The organism is Lentzea sp. NPDC020367 (assembly GCF_044387305.1).
Lineage (GTDB): Bacteria > Actinomycetota > Actinomycetes > Mycobacteriales > Pseudonocardiaceae > Lentzea.
In genome coordinates, this window is sequence record NZ_JBIRVV010000031.1 from 1 (window position 1) to 16,457 (window position 16,457).

The following is a 16,457-nucleotide window of genomic DNA, read 5'->3' on the forward strand; positions in this document are numbered from 1 at the left end:
CCTTCAGCATCGACACAGCTTCACCGAACATCGGGCCTTTCCACCTCCTCTCGCCACGGCGGCTTGACTTTCAAAAACCTGAGATGTCTTTCTGCATCAGCTGGATCAGCGGCTTGTGGGGGAATCGGAGGTTGGGGTGGGCGTTTCGGGGTGAGGGCGGACGGGGGTGGGTTGTGGGCGGATGTTCGGGGAGGGCGGGCGATTCGGGTATTGGGCGGCAGATTCGGGGTGAGGGGCGGGTGGTTGGGATTGAGGGCGGACAGGTTGGGGTTGAAGACGGACGGTTGGGGTGGTGAGCGGCAGGTTCGGGTTGAGGGCGGAAGTTTGGGTTGAGGACGGGCGGCTCGGGGTGAGGGCGGATGGCTTGGGGGTGAGGGCGGACGGTGCGGAGTGAGGGAGCCGCGCCTGGTCGGAAGGTGGTGGCGGGGTGGGGTGATGCGGTGGCAGCGGTCAGCCGGGTGCCGTCGCTGCGGATTCCTCTGAGGCGCCAGGGGCAGTCGCTGCGGAATTGTTGAGGCGCCAGGGCTGTCGCTGCGGATCCGTTGAGGCGCCGGGTGCCGCTTGAGGGACGGTGGCGTGGTGAAGCGATGCGTCGGCTCGATGGTTGTGGCGATGGATTCCGTGCCTGCGGATCCGTGACGGGTTGGGCGCAGGTGTTCGTGACGCGGGCGCGGGGCAGCCTGGATCGCGGCAGTCGCGGGCCGGAGTTCGCCGGTCGGTGGCGAGAAGCAGCCGTGCGCTGACGTCGAGGGATCCGTTGGGGCGCTGGGGTTCGGCGCGTAAAGGCGCGGGAGGCAGCGCGGCTCGGATCGACTGCGGCGGCGATGTGCGAGGCCGGGTGCGTCGGCCGTGGACCCGTTGGGCGCTGTGCGGTCCGGGCGCGGTGGCGTGTGGGCGCGCGGAGGGCGTGGCGGCTCGGGTCCTGGGGGACGGGTACGTGGTGAGTGGGTGGGCGGCCGTGGGGCCGCCCCTGCCCGGAGGGTCAGCGGTGGAGTTTCGGCTTGGAGCGGTTGGCCAGCAGGGTCACGCCGGCGCCGGCGAGGCCTACCTGCAGGGCCAGTTCGATCCAGTCGATTCCCGGGGTGTTCGCGACGCCCAGGACCGTGGCGGCCGCGGTGCCCAGCAGGGCGGCGACGATGCCTACGAGGATGGTCGCGAGCAGCGAGACGTGTTGCCTGCCTGGGATCACCAGGCGGCCCAGACCGCCGATGATGGCTCCGAAGAGCAGCGCGGTGAACAAGCCGCCGATTTCCACTGTTTACCCCCTGAGACTCTGGTGCCTGCTACTCCAGAGTGCGCCGGGCGCGGGCCTCGCGAATCAGGTCTTTCCCTGAGTGGCCCCTGACTTTCCCCCTAGCAGCACGGCGGCTGTGGCGGAGAGTTCGCGGCCGGGCACGTCCGGATCGCAGCCCACCCTGGCCAGGCGGGCGCGGATGGCCGTGGGGGAGCGCTCCATGGTGTCGGCCAGGGACCTGATGAGGGTGGGGGAGGGCAGGTCGGTCGGGGTGAGCCAGGTGGTGCGCAGGTCGGCGTCGAGGGACTCGGTCCAGGGCTGGTTGGCGTTCGCGTGGCGGGACGAACGGCTGCGCAGGCGCGTGTGGGCGCTCAGCACGCGGCCGAGGAGCTTGCCGATCGTGGTGCCGCCCTCGACCGGCAGCCGCAGACGGCCGTCCGCGACCACCTCGCCCGAGTCGAGCGAGCCCAGCAGGTCGAGCACCATCGATTCGTCGGAGTCGGTCGTCGCGCTCAGCCGGTAGTTGACCTCGCCGAGCTTGATCTCGTTGTGGAAGGTGGATGTCATGGGGTCGACGTTAGGGAGGGGGTCTGACTCTTTTTCCGGGGTGGACCGCCGGGGCGGCCTTTGAGCGCGGGGAGTTCACTCGAAGGGGTGGGGGTCACGCCTGGCCGGACGTCACGGCGCTTCTGCCGCCACCGATGTCGGCGCGGTCGGCGGCCGCCCGCCCCGCTCCCCAGCCCGCGGCGGATCGCACCGTCACGCGTGAGGTGCGCGTGCGCGTGAACATCTGCTCGAACAACGTGTCCACGGCCTGCTTGCGGTCCGCGAGCACCGGCAGCAGCCGCTCGTCCGAGACGATCGGGTCGTCCGGGGACGCCGGCACCGCCGCCATCGCCTCCAGCCGCTCCCCGATCCGCGACGCGTACGCCACCAGGAACGCCTTCCGGAACGGCCGTGAGCGCGCCTCACTGCCCTTCCCAGCCGGTCCGCCGATGGCCACCATCGCCCGTGTCGCCTGCACGAGCAGAGACGTCGACAGGAGCTCCACGCTCTCCAGGTCCACCTCGTCACCCACGAGAGCGATGAACCCGAACCCGTCGTAGGCCACCGCCCGAGAGCGGAACGCCTCCGCGACCACGTGCACGAGCTGCGACTTCTCCTTGAAGTAGCTCTTGTCCAGCCACATCCGCCGCGACGTCGCCTCCGCCGGCAGGTCCGCGTCGAGCATCGCCCGCTCCAGCGCGTGCCGGTTCATCAGCTCCTGCGCCTTGGCCGACAGCGCCTCCGCCTCTTCGGGGAACGCCGTCGACTCGGCCTTCGCGAGCAGCCCCCGGACCCGGTTGAGCACCTTCGGGTCCAGCCCCGCGCGCACGGCGGACATCAACACGTCGCCCGGCAACGGCAGGATCTGCGGCAACGAAGGCAACCGCCCGAGAAACTTCAACAGGTCAGCGGCCGTGCGATTCGCATAGGCCCGTGTCTCGATGTGACGCGTCGCCCACGCCTCCAGCAGCGGCCCCTCCCACCACACGGAGGCGCCGATCTCGTCGAGCTGACGCTGCCACCGCGGATGCACCGTCGCCTCGTGATGCGGCGAACAGGACAAAGCGATCACGTCCACCACGAGGGACGCGGCCGACTCGTCGAGCGAACGCGACACGATCTCGCGAAGGTCGTACGGCAGCCAGCCGCGCTGCCAGAGCGCGTCGACCGCTTTCACCAGTTCCACGCCATGCAGTATGAGACGTCCGCCATGTGCAAAGGTCGGGGACCACCTGGTAGACACGGGATGTGATCGAGCTCCAGTTCCGCGGCCGGACCGTCGTCCGCGACCACGCGCTGGTGATGGCGATCATCAACCGCACCCCGGACTCGTTCTACGACAAGGGCGCCACCTACGCCGAGGACGTGGCCATGGAGGCCGTGCACCGCGTCGTGGACGAGGGCGCGGACATCGTGGACATCGGCGGTGTGAAGGCGGGCCCCGGCGATCTGGTCGACTCCGGCGAGGAAGTGCGTCGCGTCGTGCCGTTCATCGCCCGCGTGCGCGCCGCCTACCCGGATCTGATCATCAGCAGCGACACCTGGCGCGCCGACGTCGGCCGGCTCGTCTGCGAGGCCGGTGCCGACCTGCTCAACGACACGTGGGCGGGCGCGGACCCGCAGCTGGCCGAGGTCGCCGCGGAGTACGGCGCCGGCTACGTCTGCTCGCACACGGGCGGTGCGCGGCCCCGCACGCGTCCGCATAGGGTTAGTTATCCGAACCTCGTCGCGGACGTCATCGCGGAGACGACGACGCGCGCGGAGAGGGTGGTCGCGCTCGGTGTGCCTCGCAAGAGCGTGCTGATCGACCCCACACACGACTTCGGCAAGAACACATGGCACAGCCTCGCGCTGGTGCGGCACACGGACGAGCTGGTGGCGACCGGGTGGCCGGTGCTGATGGCGTTGTCCAACAAGGACTTCGTCGGGGAGACCCTCGGCGTGGAACTGCACGAGCGCGTCGAGGGCACCCTCGTCGCGACCGTGATCGCGGCGTTGGCGGGCGCCGCGGTCTTTCGCGCGCACGAGGTGGCGCGCACCAGACGAGTACTCGAGTCCGTCGCTCGACTCTGAGCTGGAGGTAACAGGTGGACGACGTCTTCGCCCGGTTTTCGGACGACCGGTGGGACGACTTCCTCGACGAACTCGACAAGATCCGCGTGAGCGTGGTGGATCCCGCGGAACGGCAGCAGATGAAGGCGACCGCGCGCCGCGACGCACGAGAAGCGGGCTCCCAGCCGTTGCTCGTGCGGATGGCTCTCGCGGACCACTACCTGAACCTGCTCGCCATCGGTGTGTGGGCGGGCGACGAGAGCTGGCGTGCCGATCTGCGTGACCTGGTCGTCTCTCTCGTGCCCGAGGACGACGAGTCACGTGACGACGCCCTGCTGAGCTCTGTCATCGCCGTGGTGCTCGCTCAGTTGCTGCAGGACGCACGGCTGCGCGGCGGTTCCGAGGCCGATGTCATCGCACGGTCGGCGTGGGAGAAGGCCCAGGAGTGGGCGGCCTACGCGGAGGACCGGCACGTCGAACGGCTCCTGCACGCCTCCACCGAGGCCGGTGCGCGCGTCGTGACGGAGTCGGAGGTGCGGGAGGTCGTCGAACTGGCCACGGCCGCGGCGGACGACCAGCACGCCGAGACGATCGCCGCGCTGGAGACCGAGGGATTCACCGCGGAGTTCATGAACGGCGTGTGGGTGGTCGAGGGCGAGTTCCGCAACGCCGTGCGGGCGGCTGCGCGCGCGATCACGCTCACGGGCCACGGCTGCGTCCTCGCGCGCAACATTCGGTCATCCGCCGTGATGTTGTGGCACGAGAACACTCTCGCCATGGCGGACTCGAAGGTGCCGCGCTGGCGCGTCTACCCGATCCTCGCGCCCGTTACGCCGCAATCGAAGTTTTCGGGCGGTGAAGGCCTCCCGTTCACCCGCGAGACACACCCGTTGGCACCCGCTCCGGAAGTCGTGCGCCGGTTGGCGGACGCCGTTGGTGTCAACCTGTCCCATCTGCTGGCTGCATTGCGGTGAAAGGGTGATCTTTGCCTTTCCGCTACCTCGACTCGTTATCTTGGTGTCATGCCCAGATTTGCCGAGTTCGATGTGGAAGGCCTGCGTAAATCCAGCGCCGTCGCCGACTTTCCCTGGTCAGAGACGTGGGTCACGTTGATCCGCGTTGATGCCAAGGGAGTTGTGCGGCAAGCCAAGTCGTTGACTGAGAAAGCTTCTTTGCTGACGGTCGCGTCAGACAAGGACCTGGTCATCGCGTCCTGCCCCGAGATTTACGCGGTCGACGACCTGGTGGCGGCTCGTGCCGCTGTCAGGGCTTCGGTCGCACGCGAAATGATCCCAAGCCTCGGATGAATGACTCCCGCCACTCGGGCTCAGCGGCGAGCACGAGTTCCGGGAATCGTCGAAGGAGCGTTCCGAACGCGATCTCGCCCTCGATACGCGCCAGCCGCGCCCCCACGCAGTAGTGGATCCCGTGACCGAACCCGACGTGTGGGTTTCGACCCAGCTGCAGCACGTCCGGATCGGAGTACCGGGACGGATCCCGGTTCGCCGCCCCAAGTGAGACGGTGACCTGCGAAGATCTCGGAATCGTGACCCCTCCGATCACCACGTCGGCAGTGGCGACACGACCCAGGCCCACAGCGAACGGACCGTCGTGGCGCAGGAACTCCTCGACGGCCTCCGGAATCAGGATCGGATCGTCGACCAGCGACCGCCTCAGGGCGGGATCGCGCAGCAGGGCGAGCAGGCCGCTGCCGATGAGCTGCGAGGTCGTCTCATGCCCTGCTGTGATGAGCAACACAAGGGTGTTCACGAGGTTCGGTTCGTCGCGGAGCTCGGTGATGACGTCGTCACCGGGCTCTTTGGTGTGCACGAGGTCCTGCGCGTAGGTGGCGAACCTGCCGTAGGCCTCGGCCATGGTCGCCGGTGCGAGCAGCTCCGCGGTCAGCTTCCGGACCTCGTCTCTGTCCTTTTCGGGCACACCCAGGAGTTCACAGATGACGGTGATCGGCAGCGGATAGGCGAACGTCTCGACGACGTCCACCTCCTCCGCGCCCTCCCACGCGTCGAGCAGCTCGTTGGCGATCTCCTCGATGCGCGGCCGTAGCGCCTCCATCCGCCGTGTGGAGAACGCGCGCGCGACGGGCTTGCGCAACCGGGTGTGCTCCGGCGGGTCGGTGTGGTTCAGCATGCCGCCGGGCATGATGGCGCTGCTGAGGTCGGGATGCCCGAGTGCCTGCACGACGTCGTCGTAGCGGCTGATGATCCACGACCTCTGGCCGTCCGGGGTCTCGATCAACGCGGGCCCCCGCGCGCGCCACTCGTCGAAGTACGGGGTCGGATCGGTGAAGAAGCTCATGCCGTCATCGTGGTGTTCGCGCTGGTCAGGGGCATGAGTAGGCGATCACCCATCTTGGTGGCGGGGATCACCTAGCCTGACGGGGTGGGGTGGCCGTTCGTGGGGAGGGACGCCGAACTCGCCGCGGTCCGGCGTGCGCTGCGTGGTGCGGGGCTGATCGTGGCTGGTCCTGCCGGCGTGGGCAAGACACGGCTGTTGGACGAGGTCGGGTGTGACGTCCGGTTGCGTGCGACAGCGGCGATGTCGGAGATTCCACTGGGCGTGATGGCGCCCTTCTTGCCGTCGGCCGATCCCTCGCCGTTGGCGATGTTGACCGCTGCACGGACCGCGCTGCGCGATCGCGTCGTGGTGGTCGACGACGTTCATCTGCTCGATGACGCGTCGGCGGCACTGCTGCACCAGCTCGTGCATCACCGGGAAGCCGTCGTGGTGGCGGCCCTGCGGTCGGGCGAACGCGCGCCGGATCCCGTGGTGGCGCTGTGGAAGGACGAGCTGCTGCCGCGCATCGAGCTCGAGCCGCTCGGACGCGCCGCGGTCGTCGAGGTGCTGGAGACAGTGCTCGGCGGCGTGCTGGACAGCGCTACGGCCGATCGGTTGTGGACGGCGTCAGCGGGAAACATGTTGCTGCTGCGAGAGATGCACTTCGCCGCGCAGTGGGTGTCGCACGGCGGTGTGTGGTCGTTGGACGGTCCACTGCCGTTGTCGCCACGGCTGGTTGAGCTGATCGAGGCGCATCTCGCCGCGGTACCCGCCGAGGAACGCCGGGTGCTGGAGCTGCTCGCGTTCGGCGAACCGCTGGACCTGGCCGCGTCGGAAGCGTTGGACGGGCTCGTGACCGTGACCGATGACGGACTGAGGCTCGCGCATCCGTTGTACGGCGAGGTGTTGCGCGCGCAGTGCCCTCCGCTGCGCAAGCGCAACCATCAGCGGTACCTGGCTTCTGTGCTCGACGATCCGTTGCGAGTAGCTGTGTTGCGTCTGGACAGCGGTACGGCAGACGATCCCGCACAGCTGCTGCAGGCCGCTCTCCTGGCTGCCTCGACAGGTGGAGTCGTTCTGGCGGAACGACTTGCACGCGCCGCGTGGTCTGTCGGTGGTGGTGTGGAGGCCGCACGGCAGTTGGCGTACGTGCTGGTGTTCACGGATCGCGCGGAGGAGGCCGAGGAGATCTTCGCGCGAGTCGCGACCGACGACGACCCGATCGAGGTCCGCACCATGCGGGCGATGAACCTGGGGTGGGGGCTCGGGCGCACCGAGGAGGCAGCCGAGATGATCGTCATGCCGGCGGGCCGGGCCGCGCTCCTGTACTTCGCCGGCAGGTACGACGAGGCCCGCGCACTGCTCTCGGACTCCGATCCTGGTGAGGCGGCGATCCTCGCGATGATCGACGTCGTGCAGGGCAGGTACACGGGGCCGTTCCCGATCGTCCCACCGAACCCCGATGTCGGGCTGGGCGCCGAGATGAACGCGTTCTCCGAGGTGTTCGTGCACGCCTTGCACGGTGAACTGGTCCGTGCGGATCGTCTTGCCGTGCAAGCACATCGGGAGAAGGCCGAGTGGGATTCCATGCGGTCGAGCTGGGCTGTTTCGTGTGCAGGCCTGGCACGGGCAGGTGGCCGTTTGCTCGAAGCGCGGCGCCTGCTGCGAGAGGCGCGGCCCGTGCAGCCGTTCGTACAGCTCTGCGAACTCGCCCACGTGGAGGCGTTGCTGGGCAACGACGCGCGTTCGCTGCTCGCTGAAGCGGAAGAGCTGGCGCCGCCGGGAATGCGCCCGTACGGCATCGGGCTGTGGCAGGCGCGGATCTGGGCGGGCGGGACTTCGCCGTTCGAGGCGGCCGAGGACGCCAGGGCGCACACCGAGTTCGCCGCCGAGGCGGTGTTCCTGCACGAGGCCGTCCGGCTCGGCCACGCCTCCGACGCCCTGGAACGACTGCGCGAGCTCGCCGCCACGACGACCGGACTGCTGGTCCCGGTGTACGCCGCCCATGCGGAGGCGTTGGTGCGCAACGACTCCGCGGCGCTGCAAGAGGTGGCCGCGCGGTTCGAGCAGGCCGGGTACCTGCTGTTCGCGGCAGAAGCGGCCGCTGAGTCGGGCAACCGGGCGTTGTTCGCGCGGTTGGTGAGGCACTGCGAGGGCGCGCGCACGCCCGCGTTGGCGAGGATGACGCTGACACCGCTCTCCCGCCGTGAGCGCGAAGTGGCCGTGCTGGCCGCACGAGGACTGACGAACAAGGAGATCGCCGAGTCATTGGTGATCTCCGTGCGGACCGTCGACAACCACCTGTCCAACGCCTACGCGAAGCTCGGCATCGCGACCCGCGGTGAGCTCGCGTTGGTCCTTACGGATGACCTCGGCGGACGGGGATAACGCTCGGCACGGGTCCGAACGACAGGTCCGGCATGAGCAACGGGTACGCGGTCGTCGACGTCGAGACCACCGGACTTTCGCCTGGTCAGCACCACCGGGTGATAGAGGTCGCCGTCGTGCACCTCGACGCGTCCGGCCGCCGCGTGGACGAGTGGTGCACGCTGGTCAACCCGCGCCGCGACCTCGGCGCCCAGCACGTGCACGGCATCAGCGCCGCGGACGCCCGGCGCGCACCCGACTTCGCCGGCATCGCCGGTGAGCTCGCCGCGAGGCTGTCGGGACGGGTGCTCGTCGCGCACAACCTGTCGTTCGACCTGCGGTTCCTGCGGGCCGAGTTCGAGAGGCTCGGCCACGAGCTCTTCGCGGAGGGGCTCTGCACGATGGACCTCGCGGGCCGGTACCTCGGTGCCTCGTCGCGGTCGCTCGCCGCGTGCTGCGAGTTGGCCGGCGTGCCGATGGGCACCGCGCACTCCGCGCTGCACGACGCGCGGGCGTCCGCGGGGCTGCTGGCGCGTTGCCTGGACCATGTCGGGGACGTGGAGCCCGTGCGGCTGACGGTGCCGCGCACCCTGGACGCATTCGCCGTGCAACGCAGCCACCCCCACGGAGCCGAACACCACTTCCTGGCGAAGCTCGTGCGGCTGCTGCCTCGCGTGGAGACCGCGTCGGGCGACGAGTACCTCGACGTGCTCGACCGGGCGTTGGTCGACCGGCACCTGACCCAGGAGGAACAGGAAGAGTTGCTCGAAGTGGCTCGTGCGCTCGATCTCGGCCTGCCGCAGGTGATGGAGCTGCACCGCGGCTACCTCGCCGCGCTCGCCGACGCCGCCTGGGAGGACGGCCGGGTGACCGCCGACGAGGAGGCGGACCTGCGGCTGGTCGCGTCGTTGCTCGGTGTGGACGTCGGCGACGCGCTGCGCAGGCCGGTCCGGCTCTCGCTGGGCGACCTCGTCGTCTTCACCGGCCAGATGCGCGAGGGCCGTGACGTGTGGGAGAGCCGGGCGCTGTCCGCCGGGCTCACCGTGAAGGCGGGCGTGACGAAGAGGACCGCGGTGGTGATCGCGGCGGACCCGGACTCCATGTCGGGCAAGGCGGACAAGGCGCGCACGTACGGGATCCCGGTGGTGTCCGAGGACCTGTTCGCGGGTCTGCTCGGTCAGCTGAGCGGGTCGGCATGAGCGCGATGGACCGGGTGGCCGCGCTCATCCAGGAACGCAACCGCATCGACGCCGAACTGTCGACGTGCATCGGGCGGCCCGCGTTGACCGGGCACCTCGGCGCGTGGATCGCGGCGCAGGTCTTCGGAATCAGCGACGGCAGGCTCGGCGACGGCCGGACCGTGGGCGTGCGGTGGAACACGAAGTGGGAAGGCCTGCTGGACCTGAAGGAGAAGGGGCCGGACCTGTATCTCGTGCTGGCCGGGCCGAAAGCCGAGCCGGCCGGTTCCCGGGGCACGACCAGGCCGTTGGTCGTTGACGCGGTCTACCTGTTCGACGGCGCGGCCGTGGTGGCCGACCTTCAGTCCCGTGGCCTCAAGATCGGCAGCTCGTCCAGCGTGCGCACGGAACTGTGGGAGGCCGCGGAGATCTACCCGCGGCGCAACCCGTCGTTCCCGCTCACTTCCGAACAACGCGAACTACTCGCACTGCTCGGTAGTTAGTCATCGGCCGTGAGGCTGTGCCCGTCCCATGTGAAGCGCACGGTCGTCACGGCGTCGTCCCCGTCCGTGCCGGTCGTGAGCTGGTGGATCGCGATGCCGGTCAGCTCCCGGTAGTCGCACCACTCGTGGTCCGACGTGAGCACCAGGTCGAGGTCGAAGTTGACCAGCAGTTCCAGCAGCTGGCCGCGGTTGGTCGCGTCGACGCCGACGAAGACCTCGTCCAGCAGGATCAGGCGGGGTGCGGTCGGCGTGGCGTGGTAGTGCGCGGCCGCTGCTGCGAACAGCGGGAGGTGCAGCACGATGGCCTTCTCGCCGCCGGACAACGCGCCGTGCACCCGTTTGGTGACGGGGACCCAGCCTTCGCCCCTGTCCACCTTCACGACGAACTGGTGCCACGTCGTGTAGTCGAGCACCTGGGCGAGTTGTTGTTCCCAGCCCGTTGCGGAGTCGTGCGCGCGTGCCTCTTCCACGCGCTCGCGGAAGAACTGGTGCAGCACCTCGCGTTCGGCGTCGTTCAGGTCCGATCGCAGCAGGAGGTCGCGGGCCTCTCGCGTGCCCGGCGGTAGCTGGGGATCGACCTGCCAGTCGAGCTGCACGCGGATGCCGGACGCGGTTTGGACGCGTTCCAAGCGCTGGTTCATGATGCCGACCAGCTCGGACGCGCCCTGGATGCGCTGGGCGATGTGCCTGCGCGTGTCGCCGGTGAGGGTCTGGTCGAAGAGGTCGCGTTCGACGTCCGTGATGTGCGTGCGCACGCGGTCGCGTTCAGCCTGCAAGGTCTGAAGCAGGGCGTGCGCACCCATGCGCGTGCCGTCCAGCGTCGCGGTCAGCACCGTCACGTCGTCGTCGGGGTCGAGCGACAGGTCGATGCGGCCCGCGAGCTGCTGACGGGCCTGGTGCACGGCGAGACCGAGCCGGGACTCGAAGTCGCGGATCAGGCGCGGATCCACCACGTCCTCGGGCACCTCACCGGCGTCCGCGGGCAGGTGTCCGCTGGTCAGGTGCCGGTAGCGGGCCTCGGCCGCGTCGTGCGCGACGGCGGCCTCCGCGGCACGTGAGGTGTCGAGCTTGCGCTTTTCCTCCAACGTGCCGAGTGTGCGCGCCAGACCCGTTTGCTTGTCCTGCAGCATTTCGCGTTCCTCGGTCAACGCGAGTGCCTTGGTGCGCAACGAGATGAGCTGCTGGTCGAGGGCGTGGAACTCGGAGCCCGCTGACCGTTCGACGGTCTCCAGCGTGATGGTGAGGTCGGCGGCTTCCTGGTGACGGGCGGCCGACGTCTCCTCGGCCTCGTCGGCCAGCGTGCTGCTGAGCGAGGCACGGTTGCCGGCGTCGATCGACAGCGCCTCTGCTGCGAAGGCGTCGTGACGGTCGTCGAGCCAGCGGTGGCCCGTGGTGCCGAACGCGGACAGCGCCTCCACGTCGGGCACCTCGGTGCTCAGGCTGTACCGCGCGACGGCGGCCTCCGCGTCGGCGACCCGCCTGGTCGCGGCCGCGACGGCGTCCTTCCTGGCCGCGCACCGCAACTGGGCCTTCGTGCGCTGGTCCTCGGCGATCTCGATCGGGTCGGCCGAGGGTTGCCTGGCCAGTTCGCCCGCCAGGGTCGCGCGGCGCACCGCGATCTGGTTCAGCGCGGCGTCCACACCGGACAGGTCGGTGGCGAGCTGCTCGATCAGGCCGGTGAGCTCGGCGATGCGGCCCGCGCGGGCGCGTTTGCGCGCATCCGCGCCGATGTAGGTGGGGAAGGGCTTGGACCAGCGGCCGTGCGCGTTGGCCAGGCGCCACGTCCCGTCCGCGCCGATCGCGATGGCGTGGCCGGTGGCCGTGTCGCCGAACGCGATGCCTTCCAGGAACCGGTGACAGCGCTCGTCGTCGGTGACGAGCACCTCCAGCAGCGTGTAGCCGGGAGCGGGAGGCGCCAGCGTCGGTTCCACGAAACGGTCCTGGTCGGGGAGGAGACCGAACGAGTTGTCCGCCGCGAGCCACGCGTCGAGCAGGCCGGAGGCCTCCAGCGCCGCCTCGACCGCGGCGCACACGGCCGGCGGCGTGCCAGGACGGAAGTCGACCAGACGCCACAACGGAGCGCCCGCCGCGGAAAGGCGGTAATCGCCGGCGCGCGTGTACGGCGCGGGTGGCGGCACGTCGACCTGATTGGCGAGCTTCTCGCGGATGGAGTTGTACTGCGAAAGCTGGCTGTTCAACGCCGTGCGCGTCTCGTCCAGGCGCGCCTCGATGCGGCTGAACTCCTCGCGGGCGAGAGCGGCGGCCTCGACGATCTCGCTGTGCTCGGACACGTTCAGCTCAGAGCAGCCGTGCGCCCACGTCTCGAAGTCCGCTCCGAACTTCGCAAACGCTTGCTCGAACGCCTGCTGCGCCGCGATCTCCGCTTCCGTGGCGAGGTCGAGCTCGTCGCGGGTCTCCTCAAGCCGTTGGCGTGCGGCGTCCCGTGCGTCGACTGTTCGCCCATGCGCGGCGACGGCACGCAGGATCGACGTGATCTCGGCGGAACGGGACTCGACGGCGGCGGTGAGCAGCTGCCGTCCCGCCCGCGCGTCCGCGCCCGACTCGATCTCCTCGAAGACCGACGGCATGCCGGCCCGTTCGGCAGCTTCCCGTGCCTGCACGGCGGAACGTCGCAGCTCATCGGCTCGTGCGGCCGCATCGGACTTGGCCTGCGCGGCTTGTTCCTCCTCGGCAACGGCCCGTGCGCGCAGTTTCGCGGCGTGCCCGGCAGCCTCCGACGCGCGCAGGGTCGCGGCGGAAAGCTGTTGCCGCAACAGGTCGAGCTGCTTGCCCTCCTGGTACGCGGGCAGGTCGGAGATGCCGGAGATCTCCGCGTCGACCGCGCTCGCCTCACGCCCCAGCGCGGCGAGCTGGTCGAACGCCTCGTCGGTCAGCGTGATCTGGCGCTGGTAGCGCCGTTCGCTCATCCGCGCGGCCCGCGTCAGGTCCTCGAGCTGCTGGGTCGTCGACTCCAGTGTCCTTGCGGCCACTCCAAGAACGCGCTGGGCGTAGACGCGCTGCACGTCCGCGAGCCGTTCGGTGGTGGCGATCTCCTCGTCGAGGCGTCGCAGCCCCTCGCGCCGGCGGTCGAGCCGTTCGAACCCCTCGGCGATCTCGGTCAGATCGGACTGGTCCAGCGGCGGAAGTGCCTTGGACAGCAACGAGGACAGCACGCTCGGGTCGAGCCGCTCGGACAGCTTCGGCGTGCGCAGCTGCAACAGCGCGGTGATCAGCGAGTCGTACCGTTGCTCGGTCACGCCGGGGAACAACGTCGTGCGCACCGTGTGGCGGTAATCAGCCGGTGAGGCGTGCACAACGCCGTGTTCGCCGATCGCCGCAACGAGATCGGTCTTGGTCAACGGGCGCCCGGCCTCGTTCACCAGCGCCAGATCACCGACCCGCTGCGACGTCGTGAAGTACGTGGCGGTGACGTTCGACGTGTTCGTGGTGGCCTGAAGCCGCGCACCGCACGTGAACCACTGCTCGCCGTGCTGGAACTCCAGCCACACGTACCCGACGCGCGTGCTGCCCTGGTTGCCCTCGCCCATGAGGTTCCAGTGCATCGTGCGGTCCGCGCTGCCGAACGTCGACAGCCGGTGCGGACGCAGGTTCGCGTCGAACAGGTACGGCAGCAGCAGTTCGAGAGCCTTCGACTTGCCCGTGCCGTTGGGGCCTCTGAGCAGCAGTCTGCCCTGGTAGAACGAGAAGATCTCGTCGTAGTAGCGCCAGACGTTGATGATGCCGGCGCGGCTGGGTTGCCACCGGTCAGTCATTGGGCTCCTCGACCGCGTACCTGGCTGCGGCGGGCAGCCTGTGAACGGTGCCGTTCTTGGTGCGAGCGAGTCCGAACATCTCGAGCAGTTCGATCCCGTCCGCCGCGAGCCTGCCCGCGCCACCGTCCGACTGGTAGGCGTTGGCCCACGTGCGGAACTTCGTGAGCAGCTCGCGTGTCTCCTCGACCAGTTCCTCGGTGGTCGCAGGGCCTTGTGCCAACCGGTCGAGCAACAACAACGCGGCGACCTTCGCGTTGTTGTCGTCGTCCGGGAACCTCGTGTCCGTGGCGATCGCGTCCGCGTCCACCACGAGAAAACCCTCGGCGCGTTCCTCCAGCGTGCAACCGGCGAGCCCGATGCCCGTCTGGACGACCTTCCGCCCAGTCGGTGAGCCCAGGAACGCCAGCTGGCTCGCGGTCAGATCTTCCTTGTACACCACGGGATCGTCGATCAGCCTGCGCATCACGGAGTGCCGCTGCCACAGACTGCGGTGCGCGTTGTCGTAGCGGGTCTCCCTGGTGAGGTCCGCGATCGTGTCCACTGTGGAGGGCGGAACGGGCGCGGCCAGCAGGCGCGTGATGAGCGTCGGGTCCGCGCGGACCTGCTCGTCGGTCTCGACCGCGCCGTGTTCCTCGAGAAACGTCAGCACGTCGTTGAACGCGTTCCGGTCGCTGCGCCTGGCCGGGTCGAACTGGATGCCGTCAGTGGCCGCGTGCTTCGTGCGCGTCGTCAGCTCGTCGAGCGTCATCGTCGGCGTGGTCAGCAGTTCCGCGCACACGAGACACAGCAGGATGTACCGCCGCCGATCGAACGCCGGTCGCGTGCGGTCAGGCCGTTGCGTGGTCTTGAACAGACGCGCGTATCCGGCCCGTGGCTCGACGTGCACCCGCCAGCCGCAGTAGTAGTCGAACCACTTCGTGACCGGTTCGCGGCGCCTTCTGATGAGGTCGAACCCGTCGTGGTCCAGTGTCGCCGTCAGCAACGGACGCGCGAGCAGCAGACGGACACCACGCGCCACCTCTTCGCTCTCCAGCCGTGCGAGCTGGTTTCCCGTGCGGCTCATCGGCTCTGCACGTCGATCACGTAGTCGGGCCCGCTCAGCGTGCCCTTCTGGGTGGTCATGGTCGCCCAGCCACGCGCGTTGCGCAGGTTGATCTGCATCCGCCCGTCACTCGTGCCGGCGGTGCGCGTGCCGGTGCTGTCCGGATCGCTGCCGAGCGCCCGCCCGACCAGGTCGATCAGCCGGTGGAACGTGTCGTGGTCGAGGTTGGTGAGCGTGGAGATCCGGACCGCGCCGTCGGTCTGGATCTGCGACCAGGCGTGTTCGAGCTCCTCGCGCTCCCTCTGCGCCCGTTCACGGCGGTTGCGGCGCACCTCGTCGACGTTGCGAACCTTGCCGGTGGCGCCGATGTGCTCCTGCTTGCCGGTCGCGCGCAGCTGCGGCGACACGGGCACCGGCGGCGTGTTGTGCCACGCCTCGCCGCTCGGCATCAACTCACCGTCGGCGTGCGCGAGGTGCGCGTGCCGGGCCGGCCACAGTCCGAACGCGGCGTTGAACAGCTCGTGCGCCTCGTCCTCGGTCTCGGTCTTCGCGAACCACAGCGCCAGCGCCCGGAAGTCGGCCGCGGTGTTCGTCGGCTTGCGCTGCTCACTGATCCGGTCGAGCACCCGCAGCAACTGCACGATCGCCTTGCGCGACACGTCCTGCAACTCGTCGACGCGCGGCGGGTTGTCGTGAAACCAGCTCTTGAGGTTGCTCCAACGCTCTTTGCGCTGCTGAAGCCACAACTCGTCGCTCTGGTGGAGCCCGGCGCCGTTGCGCGCGCGTTCGTGCAACTCGGTCGCGTCGATGCTCGCGATGGTCTCGCGGATCTTCTGCTTGCGCGCGTCCAGGTCCGCGATGAAGTCGCGCAGGTAGGTGATCGTTGTGCGCTTGACGTCCTGGAACGTGGCGAGGTCGGTCTGCTCGTCCCGCAGGAGTCGTTGCAGGTCGGCGTTGAACCGCGTCGTGCCGGTCTCGAAGGCCTCGAGGTGCCCTTCGAGCTGGGTGAGTGCGGTGAAACTGCCGCGGTCGTCCAGCGGCTTCTGCAGCTCGTCGAGGTGGGCCGCGATGGCGTCGAGGACGGCGGTCTGCAGCGAGCCGTTGCTCGTGAGGGTGTCGAGCGCCTGCTGGAGGCCGGCACACGCGGCCTCGCCGAGCCTGGTGAGCCCGTAGCGCTGCTGCGTCGCGTCGAGCAGGCCCCAGCCACGCAGAGCGGTGAGGGAGGCCTGGAGGTCGTCGTCCGTCACCTGCTCGGACCAGCCGACTGCGCGGAGTCGTTGCTGCACGTCATCGGCCGTGAGGACGGTCTGCAGGCGCTCGTTCGCCACCCCGAACACGCGCATCACTGCAGTGTGCAGCTCCGCGTGGGCGGTCGTGGTGAAGCGGAACAGGTCCGCGGGCACCCGTGGAAACGTCGTCACCTGTGCCACCGTAGCTGGCGTTGTAGGGCTTTCGGGTGACAGGGCG

13 protein-coding genes are annotated in these 16,457 nt (G+C 69.3%); 6 read left to right on the forward strand and 7 right to left on the reverse strand.

The annotated features are described in order from the left end of the window. Window positions 1-982: 982 nt before the first annotated feature. From ACH413_RS47200 to ACH413_RS47210, 3 genes are all read right to left on the reverse strand, one after another. Window positions 983-1,255 (reverse strand): GlsB/YeaQ/YmgE family stress response membrane protein, encoded by a 273-nt coding sequence (locus ACH413_RS47200; RefSeq protein ID WP_360048875.1) that lies wholly within the window; start codon window positions 1,253-1,255, stop codon window positions 983-985. 63 nt (window positions 1,256-1,318) lie between these two features. Then, window positions 1,319-1,801: a hypothetical protein gene (locus ACH413_RS47205; RefSeq protein WP_360048873.1), complete on the reverse strand. Its 483-nt coding sequence runs from the start codon at window positions 1,799-1,801 to the stop codon at window positions 1,319-1,321. Between the two features lie 94 nt (window positions 1,802-1,895). Beyond that, on the reverse strand, window positions 1,896-2,966 hold the full coding sequence (locus ACH413_RS47210; protein WP_360048872.1) for a DUF2786 domain-containing protein: 1,071 nt from the start codon (window positions 2,964-2,966) through the stop codon (window positions 1,896-1,898). Between the two features lie 62 nt (window positions 2,967-3,028). On the opposite strand from ACH413_RS47210, the gene folP reads away from it, so the two are divergent. The 3 genes from folP to ACH413_RS47225 are packed head-to-tail and all read left to right on the forward strand — an operon-like array spanning window position 3,029 to window position 5,139. Beyond that, entirely contained in the window at window positions 3,029-3,853 is an 825-nt protein-coding gene (gene folP, locus ACH413_RS47215) for a dihydropteroate synthase (protein WP_360048870.1), read from the forward strand. 14 nt (window positions 3,854-3,867) lie between these two features. Continuing rightward, complete coding sequence (locus ACH413_RS47220; protein ID WP_360048868.1) at window positions 3,868-4,806, forward strand: hypothetical protein; 939 nt, start codon at window positions 3,868-3,870, stop codon at window positions 4,804-4,806. A gap of 48 nt (window positions 4,807-4,854) precedes the next feature. Next, window positions 4,855-5,139: a hypothetical protein gene (locus ACH413_RS47225; RefSeq protein ID WP_093598851.1), complete on the forward strand. Its 285-nt coding sequence runs from the start codon at window positions 4,855-4,857 to the stop codon at window positions 5,137-5,139. Here the strand turns inward: ACH413_RS47225 and ACH413_RS47230 are convergent. Continuing rightward, window positions 5,096-6,148, reverse strand: coding sequence for a cytochrome P450 (locus ACH413_RS47230; RefSeq protein WP_360048866.1), 1,053 nt, complete (start codon window positions 6,146-6,148; stop codon window positions 5,096-5,098). The two genes, ACH413_RS47225 and ACH413_RS47230, sit on opposite strands and share 44 nt — an antisense overlap. An 84-nt stretch (window positions 6,149-6,232) precedes the next feature. Between ACH413_RS47230 and ACH413_RS47235 the strand changes: the two genes are divergently transcribed. The 3 genes from ACH413_RS47235 to ACH413_RS47245 are packed head-to-tail and all read left to right on the forward strand — an operon-like array spanning window position 6,233 to window position 10,175. Further along, window positions 6,233-8,515 (forward strand): LuxR C-terminal-related transcriptional regulator, encoded by a 2,283-nt coding sequence (locus tag ACH413_RS47235; RefSeq protein ID WP_360048864.1) that lies wholly within the window; start codon window positions 6,233-6,235, stop codon window positions 8,513-8,515. A 32-nt stretch (window positions 8,516-8,547) separates the two neighbouring features. Beyond that, on the forward strand, window positions 8,548-9,693 hold the full coding sequence (locus ACH413_RS47240; protein ID WP_360048863.1) for an exonuclease domain-containing protein: 1,146 nt from the start codon (window positions 8,548-8,550) through the stop codon (window positions 9,691-9,693). Continuing rightward, complete coding sequence (locus ACH413_RS47245; RefSeq protein WP_360048861.1) at window positions 9,690-10,175, forward strand: hypothetical protein; 486 nt, start codon at window positions 9,690-9,692, stop codon at window positions 10,173-10,175. Before ACH413_RS47240 ends, ACH413_RS47245 begins: the two co-directional genes overlap by 4 nt. Here ACH413_RS47245 and ACH413_RS47250 read toward each other — a convergent pair. The 3 genes from ACH413_RS47250 to ACH413_RS47260 are packed head-to-tail and all read right to left on the reverse strand — an operon-like array spanning window position 10,172 to window position 16,411. Continuing rightward, the gene (locus ACH413_RS47250) at window positions 10,172-13,948 is read right to left on the reverse strand and encodes a TIGR02680 family protein (protein ID WP_360048859.1); all 3,777 of its coding nucleotides are present in this window, start codon (window positions 13,946-13,948) and stop codon (window positions 10,172-10,174) included. The genes ACH413_RS47245 and ACH413_RS47250 overlap by 4 nt on opposite strands. Continuing rightward, entirely contained in the window at window positions 13,941-15,011 is a 1,071-nt protein-coding gene (locus ACH413_RS47255) for a TIGR02678 family protein (RefSeq protein ID WP_360048857.1), read from the reverse strand. Before ACH413_RS47255 ends, ACH413_RS47250 begins: the two co-directional genes overlap by 8 nt. Beyond that, window positions 15,008-16,411: a TIGR02677 family protein gene (locus tag ACH413_RS47260; protein WP_360048856.1), complete on the reverse strand. Its 1,404-nt coding sequence runs from the start codon at window positions 16,409-16,411 to the stop codon at window positions 15,008-15,010. The genes ACH413_RS47255 and ACH413_RS47260 overlap by 4 nt, the downstream gene beginning before the upstream one ends. Window positions 16,412-16,457 lie beyond the last annotated feature (46 nt).